The sequence below is a fragment of the Bacillus sp. FSL M7-1020 genome (genome assembly GCF_038050415.1).
Lineage (GTDB): Bacteria > Bacillota > Bacilli > Bacillales > Bacillaceae_G > Bacillus_A > Bacillus_A toyonensis.
In genome coordinates, this window is the sequence record NZ_JBBOTW010000001.1 from 5,047,501 (window position 1) to 5,063,825 (window position 16,325).

The 16,325-nt window shown below is 35.5% G+C and carries 19 protein-coding genes and 2 rRNA genes (1 of these 21 running past the window's edge); 20 read left to right on the forward strand and 1 reads right to left on the reverse strand.

Going from position 1 to position 16,325, the window contains the following annotated elements:
• The 11 genes from MHB70_RS25965 to rsmI all read left to right on the forward strand — a co-directional run.
• Positions 1 to 245: ribosomal RNA gene (locus MHB70_RS25965) — 23S ribosomal RNA — on the forward strand; it begins 2,677 nt to the left of the window's first position.
• A 49-nt stretch (positions 246 to 294) separates the two neighbouring features.
• Positions 295 to 410, forward strand: a 5S ribosomal RNA gene (gene rrf, locus MHB70_RS25970).
• Positions 411 to 600: 190 nt separating this feature from the next.
• Positions 601 to 780: a sigma factor G inhibitor Gin gene (locus MHB70_RS25975; RefSeq protein WP_000776275.1), complete on the forward strand. Its 180-nt coding sequence runs from the start codon at positions 601 to 603 to the stop codon at positions 778 to 780.
• Positions 781 to 858: 78 nt separating this feature from the next.
• Positions 859 to 2,280, forward strand: coding sequence for an aminotransferase class I/II-fold pyridoxal phosphate-dependent enzyme (locus MHB70_RS25980; RefSeq protein WP_001072283.1), 1,422 nt, complete (start codon positions 859 to 861; stop codon positions 2,278 to 2,280).
• A gap of 1 nt (position 2,281) precedes the next feature.
• The gene (gene tmk, locus MHB70_RS25985) at positions 2,282 to 2,908 is read left to right on the forward strand and encodes a dTMP kinase (RefSeq protein ID WP_000677208.1); all 627 of its coding nucleotides are present in this window, start codon (positions 2,282 to 2,284) and stop codon (positions 2,906 to 2,908) included.
• A 35-nt stretch (positions 2,909 to 2,943) separates the two neighbouring features.
• On the forward strand, positions 2,944 to 3,927 hold the full coding sequence (gene holB / locus MHB70_RS25990; RefSeq protein WP_061529830.1) for a DNA polymerase III subunit delta': 984 nt from the start codon (positions 2,944 to 2,946) through the stop codon (positions 3,925 to 3,927).
• A gap of 5 nt (positions 3,928 to 3,932) precedes the next feature.
• Entirely contained in the window at positions 3,933 to 4,760 is an 828-nt protein-coding gene (locus MHB70_RS25995; RefSeq protein ID WP_000272428.1) for a PSP1 domain-containing protein, read from the forward strand.
• A gap of 14 nt (positions 4,761 to 4,774) precedes the next feature.
• Positions 4,775 to 5,125: a DNA replication initiation control protein YabA gene (gene yabA / locus MHB70_RS26000; RefSeq protein ID WP_000412058.1), complete on the forward strand. Its 351-nt coding sequence runs from the start codon at positions 4,775 to 4,777 to the stop codon at positions 5,123 to 5,125.
• A gap of 121 nt (positions 5,126 to 5,246) precedes the next feature.
• Positions 5,247 to 5,987, forward strand: coding sequence for a tRNA1(Val) (adenine(37)-N6)-methyltransferase (locus MHB70_RS26005; RefSeq protein WP_001055365.1), 741 nt, complete (start codon positions 5,247 to 5,249; stop codon positions 5,985 to 5,987).
• On the forward strand, positions 5,974 to 6,264 hold the full coding sequence (locus MHB70_RS26010) for a GIY-YIG nuclease family protein (protein WP_000414346.1): 291 nt from the start codon (positions 5,974 to 5,976) through the stop codon (positions 6,262 to 6,264). Before MHB70_RS26005 ends, MHB70_RS26010 begins: the two co-directional genes overlap by 14 nt.
• On the forward strand, positions 6,233 to 7,108 hold the full coding sequence (rsmI, locus tag MHB70_RS26015; RefSeq protein ID WP_000267799.1) for a 16S rRNA (cytidine(1402)-2'-O)-methyltransferase: 876 nt from the start codon (positions 6,233 to 6,235) through the stop codon (positions 7,106 to 7,108). Before MHB70_RS26010 ends, rsmI begins: the two co-directional genes overlap by 32 nt.
• Positions 7,109 to 7,128: 20 nt before the next feature.
• On the opposite strand, the gene MHB70_RS26020 is transcribed toward rsmI, so the two are convergent.
• Complete coding sequence (locus tag MHB70_RS26020) at positions 7,129 to 7,413, reverse strand: AbrB/MazE/SpoVT family DNA-binding domain-containing protein (RefSeq protein ID WP_000843036.1); 285 nt, start codon at positions 7,411 to 7,413, stop codon at positions 7,129 to 7,131.
• Between the two features lie 507 nt (positions 7,414 to 7,920).
• Between MHB70_RS26020 and metG the strand changes: the two genes are divergently transcribed.
• The 9 genes from metG to purR all read left to right on the forward strand — a co-directional run bounded on the left by metG (position 7,921) and on the right by purR (position 16,205).
• Positions 7,921 to 9,903, forward strand: a complete 1,983-nt coding sequence (gene metG, locus MHB70_RS26025; RefSeq protein WP_000159673.1) for a methionine--tRNA ligase — start codon at positions 7,921 to 7,923, stop codon at positions 9,901 to 9,903.
• 168 nt (positions 9,904 to 10,071) lie between these two features.
• Positions 10,072 to 10,839 (forward strand): TatD family hydrolase, encoded by a 768-nt coding sequence (locus MHB70_RS26030; protein WP_000895828.1) that lies wholly within the window; start codon positions 10,072 to 10,074, stop codon positions 10,837 to 10,839.
• A gap of 219 nt (positions 10,840 to 11,058) precedes the next feature.
• Positions 11,059 to 11,616 carry a ribonuclease M5 gene (rnmV, locus tag MHB70_RS26035; RefSeq protein WP_000692838.1) on the forward strand — a complete coding sequence of 186 codons (558 nt, stop codon included), beginning with the start codon at positions 11,059 to 11,061 and terminating at the stop codon, positions 11,614 to 11,616.
• Entirely contained in the window at positions 11,613 to 12,491 is an 879-nt protein-coding gene (rsmA, locus tag MHB70_RS26040) for a 16S rRNA (adenine(1518)-N(6)/adenine(1519)-N(6))-dimethyltransferase RsmA (protein ID WP_000651557.1), read from the forward strand. The genes rnmV and rsmA overlap by 4 nt, the downstream gene beginning before the upstream one ends.
• 110 nt (positions 12,492 to 12,601) lie before the next feature.
• A complete protein-coding gene (gene yabG, locus MHB70_RS26045; RefSeq protein ID WP_001173740.1) occupies positions 12,602 to 13,465 on the forward strand; it encodes a sporulation peptidase YabG in 864 nt (287 codons plus the stop codon).
• Between the two features lie 238 nt (positions 13,466 to 13,703).
• Positions 13,704 to 13,964 (forward strand): biofilm formation stimulator Veg, encoded by a 261-nt coding sequence (gene veg, locus MHB70_RS26050; RefSeq protein WP_000044348.1) that lies wholly within the window; start codon positions 13,704 to 13,706, stop codon positions 13,962 to 13,964.
• Positions 13,965 to 14,055: 91 nt separating this feature from the next.
• A complete protein-coding gene (gene sspF / locus MHB70_RS26055) occupies positions 14,056 to 14,235 on the forward strand; it encodes an acid-soluble spore protein SspF (RefSeq protein ID WP_001985066.1) in 180 nt (59 codons plus the stop codon).
• A gap of 197 nt (positions 14,236 to 14,432) precedes the next feature.
• On the forward strand, positions 14,433 to 15,302 hold the full coding sequence (gene ispE, locus MHB70_RS26060; RefSeq protein WP_000772089.1) for a 4-(cytidine 5'-diphospho)-2-C-methyl-D-erythritol kinase: 870 nt from the start codon (positions 14,433 to 14,435) through the stop codon (positions 15,300 to 15,302).
• A gap of 54 nt (positions 15,303 to 15,356) precedes the next feature.
• Positions 15,357 to 16,205, forward strand: coding sequence for a pur operon repressor (gene purR / locus MHB70_RS26065; RefSeq protein WP_000702479.1), 849 nt, complete (start codon positions 15,357 to 15,359; stop codon positions 16,203 to 16,205).
• Positions 16,206 to 16,325 lie beyond the last annotated feature (120 nt).

The window sequence follows — 16,325 nt, forward strand, 5'->3', positions numbered from 1 at the left end:
GTACGAGAGGACCGGGATGGACGCACCGCTGGTGTACCAGTTGTTCTGCCAAGGGCATAGCTGGGTAGCTATGTGCGGAAGGGATAAGTGCTGAAAGCATCTAAGCATGAAGCCCCCCTCAAGATGAGATTTCCCATAGCGTAAGCTAGTAAGATCCCTGAAAGATGATCAGGTTGATAGGTTCGAGGTGGAAGCATGGTGACATGTGGAGCTGACGAATACTAATAGATCGAGGACTTAACCATATAATATGAAGCAAATGTTATCTAGTTTTGAAGGAATATGCCTTCATAGTTTGGTGATGATGGCAGAGAGGTCACACCCGTTCCCATACCGAACACGGAAGTTAAGCTCTCTAGCGCCGATGGTAGTTGGGACCTTGTCCCTGTGAGAGTAGGACGTCGCCAAGCAACTAAAACACAAGTCTTTTGACTTGTGTTTTTTTGTATTGTTAAACAGTGCATAAAAGAAGTAATGGTAATACAAACACGTTGCCCAAGAGTAAATCATATTATATAAGAGATGGATGTATATTTTTCTGTAAATTGTTAAGGAATAGAGGTATCAAATATGTTTATTTAAATACAGGGAGGGAAGGTTATGAAATTACAAAGTGAAATTTGCATTGTTTGTGAGACAAAAAGAGAAGAAGGTATATATGTTTATAATAATTTGATATGTCATGAATGTGAAAAAGATATGGTGAGTACTGAGACAGATGATCCAAAATATATACATTATTTAAAACAGCTTCGGAAGTTAGAAGTATCATATTTATAAATAGGCATCTGCCTATTATTTTTTTTGCCTTAATATCTGTATAATAGATACAGAATGAATAATAAGGAAGAGATAGATATGAATCAAAAGCGTATGCCTTTATATGAGGCGTTAATAGAGTTTAAAGAACGAGAACCACTGTCCTTTCATGTTCCAGGTCATAAGAATGGTGTAAACTTCCCTCAGGAAGCCATTGGGGAGTTTAAAGATATACTATCCATTGATGTAACCGAACTAACAGGGTTAGACGATTTACATAGTCCGTTTGAATGTATAGATGAAGCACAAAAATTATTAGCTGATGTATATGGTGCGGAAAAAAGTTATTTTTTAATTAATGGTTCAACGGTCGGAAATCTAGCAATGATTTTATCTTGCTGCGGTGAGCGTGATATTGTCCTTGTACAAAGAAATTGTCATAAATCAATCATTAATGGATTAAAACTAGCGGGTGCGAATCCAATTTTTCTAGACCCATGGATTGATGAGGCATATAACGTACCAGTAGGAATTGGTGATGAAGTTATTAAAGGGGCAATTAAAAGATATCCTAATGCTAAAGCCCTCATTTTAACGCATCCTAATTATTATGGTATGGGGATAGATTTAGAAGCAAGTATTGCTTATGCACATGCACATAAAATCCCTGTTTTAGTAGACGAAGCTCATGGAGCACACTTTTGCTTAGGGGAACCATTTCCAAAGTCAGCATTAGCATATGGTGCAGATATTGTGGTTCATTCTGCACATAAAACATTACCTGCGATGACAATGGGATCTTATTTACATATAAATAGTCATTTAGTGAATGAAGAAAGAGTTTCTGCTTATTTGAGTATGCTACAATCTAGTAGTCCGTCATATCCAATTATGGCTTCACTTGATATAGCGCGCTTTACACTAGCAAGTATAAAGGAAAAAGGTCATGATGAAATTGTCGAGTTTTTACGGAGATTTAAAAAAGGATTGTGTTCCATTTCGCAAATAGCTGTTTTACAATATCCGTTGCAAGATGATTTAAAGATTACTGTACAAACTCGTTGTCAGTTATCAGGATATGAATTACAGTCTGTATTTGAAAGGGCCGGAATATATACAGAAATGGCAGATCCATATAATGTCCTACTTATTTTACCTCTACAAGCAAAAGAGGAGTACATGAGGGCTATAGAGATAATTCGAGTTGCGTTGGAACATTATGAGGTGAAAGACAAGAACGAATCTATTCGTTATACTTATAAAAGAGAATCCTCTCCTTTACCGTATACATATAAACAATTAGAAGGATACAAAACAAAAGTAGTACCTATAGAAGAAGCGGTAGGGATGATAGCGGCGGAAATGATAATTCCATATCCGCCTGGAATTCCATTGATTATGTATGGAGAGAGAATTACTTCAGAACATAAAGAACAAATTATGTATTTAGAGAAAACAGGAGCTCGTTTTCAAGGTAGCACGAAAGATATGAAAGTGTATGATATAGAAAGTAGGTTTTAGGATGAAGGGATTATTTGTAACAATTGAGGGGCCAGAAGGTTCGGGTAAAACAACGTTAATTAAAAAATTATTACCATACTTTGAGCAAAAAGAACAAAAGATAATGGCGACGAGAGAACCAGGTGGTATAGCAATTTCTGAAGATATTAGAACAATTCTACATAAACAAGAATATACGATGATGGAAGCACGTACAGAGGCGCTTCTTTATGCTGCTGCACGTAGACAACATTTAGTAGAAAAAGTTATGCCAGCGCTTAATGAGAACTATCTTGTATTATGTGATCGTTTTATAGATAGCTCTTTAGCGTATCAAGGATATGCAAGAGGCTTAGGAATGGATAAAGTATTTGAAATAAATCGCTTCGCAACAGAAGACTGTATGCCTAGTGTAACGATTTACTTAGACATTGAACCAGAGATTGGTTTAGCTCGCATTGAAAAAGATGCGGGGCGCGAAGTGAATCGATTAGATATGGAAGATATCTCTTTCCATAAACGTGTACGTGAAGGGTATTTAGAAGTTGTAGAACGTTTTTCTGATCGTATTGTATTAGTAAATGCTGATCAACCAATGGAAAAACTTATAGAAGAAGTTGTTCAGATTATAGAAGATAAATTGTTATAATAGAAGGAAAGAATGAAATAAGTGAGGTATGCATTATGAAGAAGACGTGGGAGCAGCTTTCTGCTATACAGCCCATCGGTGTAAAAATGTTGATGAATAGCATTGCAAAAGAGCGTATATCCCACGCTTACTTGTTAGAAGGAGGGAAAGGAACAGGGAAGTTTGCAACAGCGATTCAAATGGCAAAGAGTTTCCTCTGCTCTCAAAGGAATGAGGTAGAACCATGTCATGTATGTACAAATTGTAAACGAATTGACTCAGGTAACCACCCTAACCTACATATTGTAAAACCAGATGGATTATCTATTAAAAAGCAACAAATTCATGATTTACAGGAAGAATTTTCAAAAACAGGATTAGAGGCAAATAAAAAAGTTTATATTATCGAGCATGCAGATCGTATGACAGCAAATGCGGCAAATACACTATTGAAATTTCTAGAGGAACCGAGTAGTGATACAACAGCTATTTTACTTACTGAACAAAGTCATCAAATTTTAAATACGATTTTATCTCGCTGTCAAGTTGTTACATTTAGACCGTTACCTACGGAGTCTTTAAGTAGAAGATTACAGGATGAAGGCATTACATCCTCTTTATCAACTCTAGCTGCACAGCTTACGAATAGTTTTGATGAAGCTTTAGCTTTATGTAATGATGAATGGTTTGCACAAGCACGAACTTTAGTGATAAAATTATGTGAAGCGCTCGAAAAAGATAAAGCCTCTATTTTTTTTGTACAAGAAAAATGGGGAAAACACTTTGGAGAGAAAGAACAGTTACAGCAAGGTTTAGATATGTTGCTCCTTATTTATAAGGATTTATTATATGTTCAACTTGGAGAAGAAGATCGTCTTGTTTTTCATGAGCAGAAAGAGATGTTTGAATCTTTTTCCTATACTCAGAAGCGCATTGTATCAGCTCTCTTTAATATATTAGAGGCAAAAAATAGAATCAACGCTAATGTAAATGCGCAGCTTGTGTTCGAACAGTTAGTGTTGCGGTTGCAGGAGGGATGACCGTTTTGTATGATGTAGTAGGTGTTCGCTTTAAGAAGGCCGGCAAGGTATATTACTTTGATCCGAATCAGTTCGATATCTCTGAGAATGAGTTTGTAATTGTAGAAACGGTAAGAGGTATTGAATACGGAAAAGTAGTTATTACCAAAAAGCAAGTTGATGAAAACGATGTTGTGTTACCGTTAAAAAAGGTTATTCGTATCGCAAATGAAAATGATCGTACCATTGTTGACGAGAACAAACATGCTGCGAAAGAGGCATATCAAGTTTGTCAACAAAAGGTAGTAGAGCATAATCTAGATATGAAACTTGTAGATGTAGAGTATACGTTCGATCGTAATAAGATTATTTTCTACTTTACTGCAGATGGTCGGATTGATTTCCGCGAACTAGTGAAAGACTTAGCGGCAATTTTTAGGACGAGAATTGAACTAAGACAAATTGGTGTTCGTGATGAAGCGAAGATGCTTGGTGGTATTGGTCCATGTGGTCGTATGCTTTGTTGTTCTACTTTTTTAGGAGATTTTGAACCTGTATCCATTAAAATGGCAAAGGATCAAAATTTATCATTAAATCCTGCAAAAATTTCTGGTTTATGTGGTCGCTTAATGTGTTGCTTAAAATATGAGAATGATGAATATGAGGCAGCAAAGGAACAACTTCCTGATTTAGATCAACGTATACAAACACCACATGGTACTGGCCGTGTTATCGGATTAAATATTTTAGAAAGATTAATTCAAGTGGAGCTAGTAGACAAGGAACGGATAGTAGAATATACGTTAGATGAGTTAGTGAATAAAGGGGTCGTTTCGAGTCAAACCACAGATTAATGAGGTGGGTGCTTGTGGAGAAAAAAGATATTTTTGCATCGGTTTCTAGTATGGAAGAGCAAATTGGACATTTATATAAACAGTTGGGTGAATTAAAACAACATCTTGCAGAGTTGTTGGAAGAAAATCAACATATAAAAATGGAAAATGAAAATTTGCGACACCGTTTTGAAGAAGTGCAGAATAAAGAAAAACAAAAAGCTCAAAAACGTAAAGAAGTGAAGCCGAAGACGGATATTGGTGAAGGCTATGACAATTTAGCAAGACTATATCAAGAAGGTTTCCATATTTGCAATCTACATTATGGAAGTGTACGTAAAGAGGGAGATTGTTTATTCTGTCTGTCATTTTTAAATAAAAAGTGAAATTACCTTTCCAATTATAATTGGAAAGGTAATTTTTTATACATGAGAATAGAACAAAATGTATTTGTATATTAGTAGAAGATGAAATAGGGTAGGTTAAGTGTAAGAAAAGGAGTAATATATGAATTTATACGAAGATGAACGTTTAGATTATTTATTAGCGCAAGATATGAAGATTATACAAAGTCCATCGGTGTTTAATTTCTCTTTAGATGCCGTTTTACTTGCAGATTTTGCTTGGGTGCCAATTCAAAAAGGAAATTTACTTGATTTGTGCACAGGTAATGCGGTTGTGCCCCTTCTATTAAGCACGAGAACAAAAGGGAATATTACAGGTGTGGAAATTCAAGAACGTTTATATGATATGGGAATAAGAAGTGTTCAATACAATAAGTTAGAAGAAAGAATTCAACTCATACATGGAGATTTGAAAGATATGCCAGAGAAACTTGGGCGCCATCAATATGATGTTGTTACATGTAACCCTCCTTATTTTCAAACACCTCAAACGTCTGAGAAAAATATGAATGAACATTTAGCAATAGCTCGTCATGAAATTATGTGTACGTTAGAAGATGTTGTATCTGCAAGTAGTCAGCTAGTAAAACAAGGTGGGAAAGTAGCGTTTGTACATCGCCCAGGTCGTTTACTCGACATTGTTACATTAATGCGTAAATACAAAATTGAACCAAAGCGTGTGCGATTTGTTTATCCTAAGGCAGGTAAAGAAGCAAATACATTGTTAATTGAAGGAATTAAGGATGGGAACGCAGATTTGAAAATCCTACCACCTCTTTTTGTATACGAAGAAAATAACGAATATACAAAGGAGATTCGTTCAATTTTATATGGAGAAGAATAAGCATTGTTTTTATGTGGTGGAATGTTCTGATGGAAGTTATTATGCTGGATATACAAATCATATAGAAAAACGGATTCAGACTCATAATAGTGGAAAAGGTGCTAGATATACACGTGCTAGACTTCCAGTTGTTTTAAGGTATGTAGAGAATCATGAGGATAAACGAACAGCTATGCAGGCTGAATATCATTTTAAGCAGTTAACGAGAAAACAAAAAGAAGAATATATGCAAAAAGGAGAACGCTATGTGGCAGCAAAAAAGCTTTCAACAAAATGAAAAGGGGATGTTATATCTAGTACCTACTCCAATTGGAAATTTAGAAGATATGACATTTCGTGCAATTCGGATTTTAAAAGAGGTAGATGTTATTGCAGCGGAAGATACAAGACAAACCAAAAAACTTTGTAATTATTTCGAAATTGAAACACCTGTCATGAGTTACCATGAGCATAATAAAGAAGTAAGTGGAAAGAAAATATTAGAGAAGCTAGAGGAAGGGAAGAATATAGCACTTGTTAGTGATGCTGGTATGCCGTGTATTTCCGATCCAGGCTACGATATTGTTGTCGAGGCCGTAGCTGAGCAATATCATGTGGTTCCGCTTCCTGGGGCAAATGCAGCCCTTACAGCGTTAATTGCATCTGGTCTTGAAACAAAGCAGTTTTATTTCTATGGATTTTTACAAAGAAATAAAAAGGAAAGAAAAATGGAATTAGAAAAACTTCGCTATGTGCAAACTACAATGATGTTTTATGAAGCACCTCATCGTCTAGATGACACTTTAATCTCGATGCAAGAAGTGTTAGGCAATAGAGAAATTGTATTATGTCGAGAGTTAACGAAAAAGTTTGAGGAATTTATTCGAGGAACAATCGAAGAAACAATTGAATGGACGAAGCAAAATGAAGTTCGTGGTGAGTTTTGCATTTTAGTAGCTGGTTCAACGGAAGAACCTGCTCCAGAAGAACAATGGTGGGAATCTATTTCAGTATATGATCATATTGAACATTATATAAATGAAAAAGGCATGAATTCAAAAGAGGCGATAAAAACAGTCGCTAAAGATCGGGATTTGTCGAAACGCGATGTATATCAAATCTATCATGTCGATAAAAAATAAGCTTCTCATAATTGAGAAGCTTATTTTGCTGTTTCGATATAATCTTGAAGTTCGTTTAAGATTTGCTCAGCGCCTTCTTTGCTTAAGATAATTTTACCTTCAGCTAAAGATAGGTTACCATCAGATACTTCACCAGTTACTTGGCAAGTCATGTTTGGTTTATATTTTTTTAAGATGATTTTTTCGTCATCAACATAGATTTCAAGTGCATCCTTTTCTGCAATACCTAAAGTACGGCGTAATTCGATTGGAATTACAACACGACCTAATTCATCAACTTTACGAACAATACCAGTAGATTTCATAATTCTTTTCCTCCTAAATAAATAGTTTATAAGTTTCGAGTCTATTTTTTTGATTCGTCATTTTTCGACAAAATACCCTATGGACATATGATACCAATCATTTACATTTCCGTCAATTCTTAAATTCTATATTTTTTAAAAAGATTTATAGATTTCTTACTTCTTATATATAATAGAATGGGAGTAATTTTTGCAATTATTTTCTGAAAAATATATTTATTTAAAAGTAGGGTTGTATATTTTGTTTGAATATGAGTAATAGATGATAAAGATATGTAGCATTAACTGGTGTTTATCCCGCGTTAACGAGCAATAAGATTCCCGCTTTAAAATGCGGTTGGAGCAAAGAAGTTAAGTTGGAGTCGGGCTGCTCGTAAAAGCTTGATTAGTGAGAGTTAATAATTTGTGGGGGATAAACACCCCTACGGATTAAAGTTTCACTTTATATATGAGTTTTTGATATACTATTTATAAATACATATGAGGTTATTCGGGAGGTCCAAAACAATGACAAAGGAAAATAAGTCCTTTTATATTACTACCCCAATTTATTATCCAAGTGGAAAGTTACACATTGGACATGCTTATACGACAGTAGCAGGAGATGCAATGGCACGATATAAGCGTATGCAAGGCTACAATGTTCATTATCTAACAGGAACTGATGAGCATGGGCAGAAGATCCAAAAGAAAGCAGAAGAGTTAAATGTGACACCACAAGCATACGTGGATAATATTGTTGCAGGAATTAAAGAGCTTTGGGAGAAAATGGATATCTCTTATGATGATTTTATTCGCACAACTGAAGATCGTCACAAAGATGTTGTCGAAAAGATCTTCAAGCAACTAGTAGACCAAGGTGATATTTATCTTGATGAATATGAAGGTTGGTATTCTGTACAAGATGAAACATTCTATACAGCGCATCAATTAGTAGATCCAATTATGGAAGGTGACAAAGTAGTTGGAGGAAAAAGTCCAGATAGTGGTCATGATGTAGAACTTGTTCGTGAAGAATCATATTTCTTTAGAATGGGTAAATATGTCGACAGACTATTAAAGTTCTATGAAGATAATCCACATTTTATTCAGCCAGAGTCTCGTAAAAATGAAATGATTAATAACTTCATTAAACCAGGATTAGAAGATTTAGCAGTTTCTCGTACTTCATTTGATTGGGGAGTTCGTGTTCCAGGCAACCCAAAACATGTTATTTACGTATGGGTTGATGCATTATCTAACTATATTACAGCATTAGGTTATGGAACAGAAAATGAAGAGATGTATAAGAAATTCTGGCCGGCAGATGTGCATTTAGTCGGAAAAGAAATTGTTCGTTTCCATACAATTTATTGGCCAATCATTTTAATGGCATTAGATTTACCTCTTCCGAAAAAGGTCTTTGCTCATGGCTGGATTTTAATGAAGGATGGAAAAATGAGTAAGTCAAAAGGAAACGTAGTAGATCCAGTTACATTAATTGATCGTTACGGATTAGATGCATTACGTTATTACTTACTTCGAGAAGTTCCGTTCGGATCTGATGGTGTATTCACACCAGAAGGATTTGTTGAACGTATCAACTTCGATTTAGCAAATGACTTAGGTAACTTATTAAATCGTACAGTAGCTATGATTGATAAGTACTTTAACGGAGAAATACCTGCATTTAAAGCAAATGTAACGGAATTCGATGAAACGTTAGTAACGTTTGCAAAAGATACATTGCAAAAAGTAGAAGACGCAATGGAAAATATGGAATTCTCTGTAGCGCTAAGCTCAATTTGGCAATTGGTTAGCCGTACGAATAAATATATTGATGAAACACAACCGTGGGTATTAGCGAAGGATGAAAATGATCGTGAAAAGTTAGCTTCTGTAATGGCTCATTTAGCAGAAGTACTTCGTCAAACAGGTATTATGCTTATGCCATTCTTAACAGTAGCACCAAGCAAGATGTTTGCTCAACTTGGTCTTACTGAAGAAGCACATAAATCTTGGGAAAGCCTATCTACAATTGGATGTATTCCAGGTGGAACAAAAGTAGAAAAAGGAAACCCAATTTTCCCTCGTTTGGAAATGGAAGTAGAAGTAGAGTATATTAAAGAACAAATGAAGAGCTCTGCGCCTAAAGTAGAAGAGAAAAAAGAAGAAGAACCGCAGGCAGAAGAAATTACAATTGATGATTTCTTTAAAGTAGAATTACGAGTAGCTGAAGTAATATCGGCTGAACCTGTAAAAAAAGCAGATAAGCTGTTAAAAATCCAGCTTGATTTAGGTACAGAAAAGCGCCAGGTTGTTTCAGGTATCGCAAAATTCTATTCTCCGGAAGACTTACAAGGTAAAAAAGTTATTTGTGTAACAAACTTAAAACCTGTAAAATTACGCGGTGAATTATCACAAGGTATGATTTTAGCGGGTGAAGAGAATGGAGTATTGTCATTAGCAACAATCGACCAAAATCTTCCGAATGGTACAAAAATCAAGTAATTAAGGCAAGAAAAGAGATGTTTCACGTGTAACATGTGTGAAGCGTCTTTTTTCTTTTTAAATTTCCTTTTTTTGCATTAAAATTGTAGTATTGTTATCGTTGAGTTAGAAAGAAAATCGTTTTTCTCTATGATAGAATTGATTTCAATATAAAAGGAGTTATTTATTATGTTGTTTGATACACATTCACATTTAAATGCAGAGCAGTTTGAAGAAGATTTACAAGAAGTTATTGCACGAATGAAAGAAGCTGGAGTTACATATACAGTTGTTGTTGGATTTGATGAAGTAACGATAAAAAAAGCGATTGAATTAGCTGAGGCTTATGATTTTATTTACGCTGCAGTTGGATGGCATCCTGTAGATGCTATCGACATGAAAGAAGAACATTTAGCTTGGTTAGAAGAATTAGCTTCACATCCTAAAGTCGTTGCAATTGGAGAAATGGGACTAGATTATCACTGGGATAAGTCTCCTAAAGAAATACAGAAGGAAGTATTCCGTAAACAAATTGCATTAGCTAAAAAAGTGAAATTACCAATCATTATACATAACCGTGATGCAACTCAAGATATTGTTGATATTCTAGAGGAAGAGAATGCGGCTGAAGTAGGAGGTATTATGCATTGCTTTAGTGGTAGTGTCGAAGTAGCACAGCGATGTGTTGATATGAACTTTTTAATTTCATTAGGTGGACCGGTTACATTTAAAAATGCTAAGAAACCGAAAGAAGTTGCAGTAGAGATTCCCTTAGAGAAATTGTTAATAGAGACGGATTGTCCATATTTAACACCACATCCATTTCGAGGGAAGCGAAATGAACCGAGTTATGTAAAGCTTGTAGCAGAAGAAATTGCGAATTTAAAAGGGATTTCTTATGAGGAAGTAGCAGAAGTTACAACAAAAAATGCAAAGGCTTTATTTGGTGTTGAATAAAAAAGGAATGGGAGAACCCATTCTTTTTTATTTTTTGAGAAAAGAAATAGTAGAAGCGAAAGAGAAGATAAGGGGAAATTAGGAAGTGTTACAATAAGGAGAGAGAACAAAGTTTGTACCAGTCTATTTTTTAAAATGTAAGAATGGGGAAAATAATAATGGAAAAGTCGTCATTTTTTTGTTTTACTAAGTAGAGACGAAATGAGTGTGGAGGCAAGCATGAAAATTAAAGAGATTATCGTTGTAGAAGGTAAAGATGATACAGTTGCAATTAAGCGTGCTGTTGATGCGGATACAATTGAAACGAACGGTTCAGCAATCGGTGATCATGTTATTGAGCAAGTTAAATTAGCGCAGCAAAAACGAGGCGTTATTATTTTTACAGATCCGGATTATCCAGGAGAGCGTATTCGAAAAATTATTTCTGACAAGGTACCTGGATGTAAGCATGCTTTCTTACCGAAGGAAGAAGCGCTTGCTAAAAGAAAAAAAGGTGTTGGAATTGAACACGCTTCTAATGAATCGATTCGCCGTGCTTTAGAGAATATACATGAAGAAATGGAAGCTTACACAAGTGAAATTAGTTGGAGTGATCTAGTCGATGCAGGCTTAGTGGGCGGAGAAATGGCAAAGAGTCGCAGAGAAAGAATGGGTAAGCTATTAAAGATTGGTTATACAAATGCAAAACAGTTACATAAACGTTTACAGATGTTTCAAGTTTCAAAAGAGACGTTTGCAGAAGCTTATAAACAAGTAATACAGGAGGAAAAGAAATGAAAGATATCGCAACGCCGAATCGTACGAAAGACATTGTTGAAAAGTATGGATTCTCATTCAAAAAAAGTTTAGGACAAAATTTCTTAATTGATACAAATGTATTAAATCGTATTGTTGATCACGCAGAAATCGGTTCAGAAAGTGGTGCAATTGAGATTGGACCAGGTATCGGTGCGTTAACAGAGCAGTTAGCGAAGCGTGCTAAAAAAGTGGTGGCTTTTGAAATTGATCAAAGATTATTACCAATTTTAGACGAGACGTTAGCTCCATATAGTAACGTTACAGTTATAAATAAAGATGTACTAAAGGCAGATGTACACGAAGTGTTTAGTGAGCAATTTGAAGAAGGACAAGATGTAATGGTAGTAGCTAATTTACCATACTATATTACAACGCCAATTTTATTTAAATTGCTTGAAGAAAAATTACCGGTTCGTGGATTTGTTGTTATGATGCAAAAAGAAGTTGGAGATCGTTTAGCTGCTAAACCTGGAACGAAAGAATATGGTTCTTTATCAATTGCTATTCAGTATTATACAGAGGTAGAAACAGTTATGACTGTACCGCGTACAGTGTTTGTACCACAACCAAATGTTGATTCTGCGATTATCCGTCTTCTAAAGCGTCCGAAACCAGTTGTAGAAGTGACAAATGAGACTTTCTTCTTTGAAGTAGTAAGAGCAAGTTTCGCACAGCGCCGTAAAACTTTAATGAATAATTTATCGAATAATTTAAATGGTTTCCCGAAAGATAAAGAGCTGTTGGATCGAATTTTAACAGAAGTAGGAATTGATCCAAAGCGAAGAGGCGAAACGCTATCTATCGAAGAGTTTGCAACATTAAGTAACGCATTAGTTCTTCATAAGTTATCATAAGGATATGAAAGGGACAGTTCAATTTGAGCTGTCCCTTTTGTCACCTTTCCTTTCCTAAATTCATACTTTAAAAACAGGTAAGATGGCCTAACGAGTTTGGAGGTAGGAGAATGGCTTTACATGTTGGAGAATTAGTGGAACGATATTCTCATAATAGGGATATCCTTTTTCGTATTATAGAAATAAAAGGCGAGATAGCTATATTGTTTGGGGAGGAAATTAGACTTGTGGCAGATGCGCCGCTTGAAGATTTAATTAGTATAGATCAACGAGAACATAAAAAAAGAGTGAAGCGTGAAAAAGAAACAATGGAGCGCACGTACCGTTTATTTCAACAAGATTATGTATTGATGAAACAAAGGCATGAACACACTTCAACTGGTGGATACACAAGTGAAGTGAATTACTTTCAAATGCCAGGACGCGTATTGCATATAGATGGGGACCCTTTGTATTTGCGCAAGTGTTTAGACCTATATAATAAAATTGGTGTTCCTGTACAAGGTGTTCATTGTAAGGAAACAGAGATGCACGAAAAGGTAGTAGACTTAATAGATCATTTCCGCCCAGACATTTTAGTTATTACAGGACACGATGCCTATACAAAATCCAAAGGGGTAAAGGGAGATTTAGCAGCATATAGGCATTCAAGGCATTTTGTACAGGCTGTCCGAGAAGTACGAAAAAAATATCCATCATTGGATCAACTTGTTATTTTTGCTGGGGCGTGTCAATCGCATTTCGAGGCGTTAATTCGAGCGGGTGCTAACTTTGCTAGTTCTCCGTCTAGGATTAACATTCATGCACTAGACCCTGTGTATGTGGTTGGTAAAATTAGCTTCACTTCATTTATGGAGAGAGTAAATGTATGGGATGTTGTACGTAATACGATTACTGGTGAAAAAGGACTGGGTGGAATTGAAACGAGAGGGATTTTACGAACAGGATTACCCTTCCAACATTATGAAGAATAAGCAAGGTACATACGTATCTTGCTTTTTTATGCGTAAGAGAATGAAATGAATTTGGATAAAAAGTGGTAAGAGCGTAAAGACTATACAATGATACTTTTACAATATAGTATTTCTTCTATCTATTCGAACGCATGATGCTTTTATAATGATATAGTCTGTGAATTGCGGTTAATAATTGGGATAGATATATCGTGTTTTAAGTGTTCAATCTAAATTACAGCGAGGTGTAGCAAGGTATATGTCAAAACGTTTAGATGAAATTAAAAGCGAATTAGATCACCATCTTGGACAGCGACTTATGTTAAAGGCGAATAGCGGAAGAAGAAAAACAGTGGAGCAATCAGGTGTACTTGCAGAAACTTATCGTTCTGTGTTTGTTGTACAGTTAGACCAACAAGAAGATGCATTGCAACGTGTATCTTATAGTTATGCAGATGTTTTAACAGAGACGGTAGAGTTAACATTTTATGGTGAACCCCATAATGAAATTATTTTATAACTCATGTGTCGTTACATATATTCCCACAAATGAAAAGTTATATTATTTTGCATACTAATTATACCGTAGCAAAATAAGGGGGGACTCTGCATTGAGTAGACGAAGAGGTGTCATGTCAAACCAGTTTAAAGAAGAGCTAGCAAAAGAGCTGGGCTTTTATGATGTTGTTCAGAAAGAAGGATGGGGCGGAATTCGTGCGAAAGATGCTGGTAATATGGTGAAACGCGCTATAGAAATTGCAGAACAGCAATTAATGAAACAAAACCAGTAGTTGTAAGATTACTTTCTATGCTACGGTAGCCGAGGAGAGATTCCTCGGCTTTTTGTACTCTGAAAGGTGCCATCATTTTACATAAGTAGTTTCATTCTGAATGCTTTTCGTTATAATTAGGGAAGTGTCATCGTCTTACTATAAATTTATGGTAAAATAAACGATAAAAGATTGAGTACATAGAGTGGGTGAATAGATTGAAGCTACTAGTGAAAGCACCAGCAAAGATTAATCTGTCGTTAGATGTACTGGGAAAAAGACAAGACGGATATCATGAAGTGAAAATGATTATGACAACAATTGATTTAGCGGATCGTTTAGAACTAATGGAATTAGCAGAAGACCGTATTGAAATTTTATCCCATAATCGGTATGTCCCAGACGACCAACGAAATTTAGCTTATCAAGCAGCGAAATTATTAAAAGAGAAGTTTAATGTGAAAAAAGGTGTATCTATTACTATTGAAAAAACGATTCCAGTAGCAGCTGGATTAGCAGGTGGAAGTAGTGATGCAGCAGCGACATTACGTGGTCTTAATAAATTATGGAATTTAGGGCTTACAATTGACGAATTAGCAGAGCTTGGCTCAGAAATTGGATCAGATGTATCGTTCTGTGTATATGGAGGGACAGCAATTGCCACTGGAAGAGGAGAGCGAATTGAGCATATAAAAACGCCACCTTCTTGTTGGGTTATTTTAGCGAAGCCACATATTGGTGTATCTACTGCTGACGTGTATGGAAATTTAAAACTAAATCGAGTTACACATCCAAATGTAGATAAAATGGTTGATGTCATCAATGCTGGGGATTACAAAGGGATTTGTGATACTGTTGGTAACGTCTTAGAAGATGTAACATTTAAGATGCATCCCGAAGTTGCTCGTATTAAAGCACAGATGAAACGATTTGGAGCAGATGCTGTATTAATGAGTGGAAGTGGTCCAACTGTATTCGGACTTGTACACCATGATTCGCGAATGCATCGCATTTATAACGGATTAAAAGGATTTTGTGAACAAGTATATGCGGTACGTTTATTAGGAGAGCGAGAAACGCTTGAATAAAGACGTATAATACGTTATGATTTGTTTAGAATATTCGTGATTTGAGGTGGGCGTATGAAAATTAGACGAAGTACAAGATTAGTCGATATGACATATTACTTGTTACAAAACCCTCGTCAGCTAGTTTCTCTCACTTTTTTTGCTGAAAGGTATCAATCGGCTAAATCCTCTATTAGTGAAGATTTAGTTATTATTAAGCAAACGTTTGAACAACAAGGGGTCGGCACATTGCAAACGGTACCAGGAGCAGCAGGAGGAGTGAAATATATACCATATATAAGTGAAGAAGAGGCAGATCTAATTATTGATGAGCTTTGTAGCTTATTTGAAAATCCAGATCGTATTTTGCCTGGCGGTTACTTATACATGACAGATCTTTTAAGTAATCCTCGTCATATTAATGGTGCAGGTCGTTTGTTTGCTTCTGTCTTTGCTAGGCAACCAATCGATGCAGTTATGACGGTAGCAACAAAAGGGATTCCACTTGCTTATGCAGTGGCAAACTACTTAGATGTACCGGTAGTAATTGCGAGGAAAGATAATAAGGTAACAGAAGGTCCAACTGTTAGTATTAACTATGTATCAGGTTCTTCTAAACGAATACAAACAATGACGTTGGCAAAGCGTAGTCTTCCAGAGGGATCAAACGTTTTAATTATTGATGATTTCATGAAAGCTGGCGGAACAATTCAAGGTATGATGAGTATGCTAGAAGAGTTTAAGGCTAATGTTGTTGGTATCGGTGTATTAGTAGAATCCACAGATATCGAAGAACGACTTATTAATAATTTTGTATCATTAATTCGCCTTTCAGAAGTTGATGTGAAAGAAAAATCGATTCAAGTGGAGAAGGGGAATTATTCACTTACACCATTTGATGAAGGACTTGTAGAGGTTGAATAAAAAAGGTAAAGCAAATGGCTTTATCTTTTTTTTATTCTATTTATAAATTATAAAATAGATGGACAAACTGCTTTTCGTGCACTATTTTTAAAGAGTAAAAATAAATAATAAAAGGGTGAA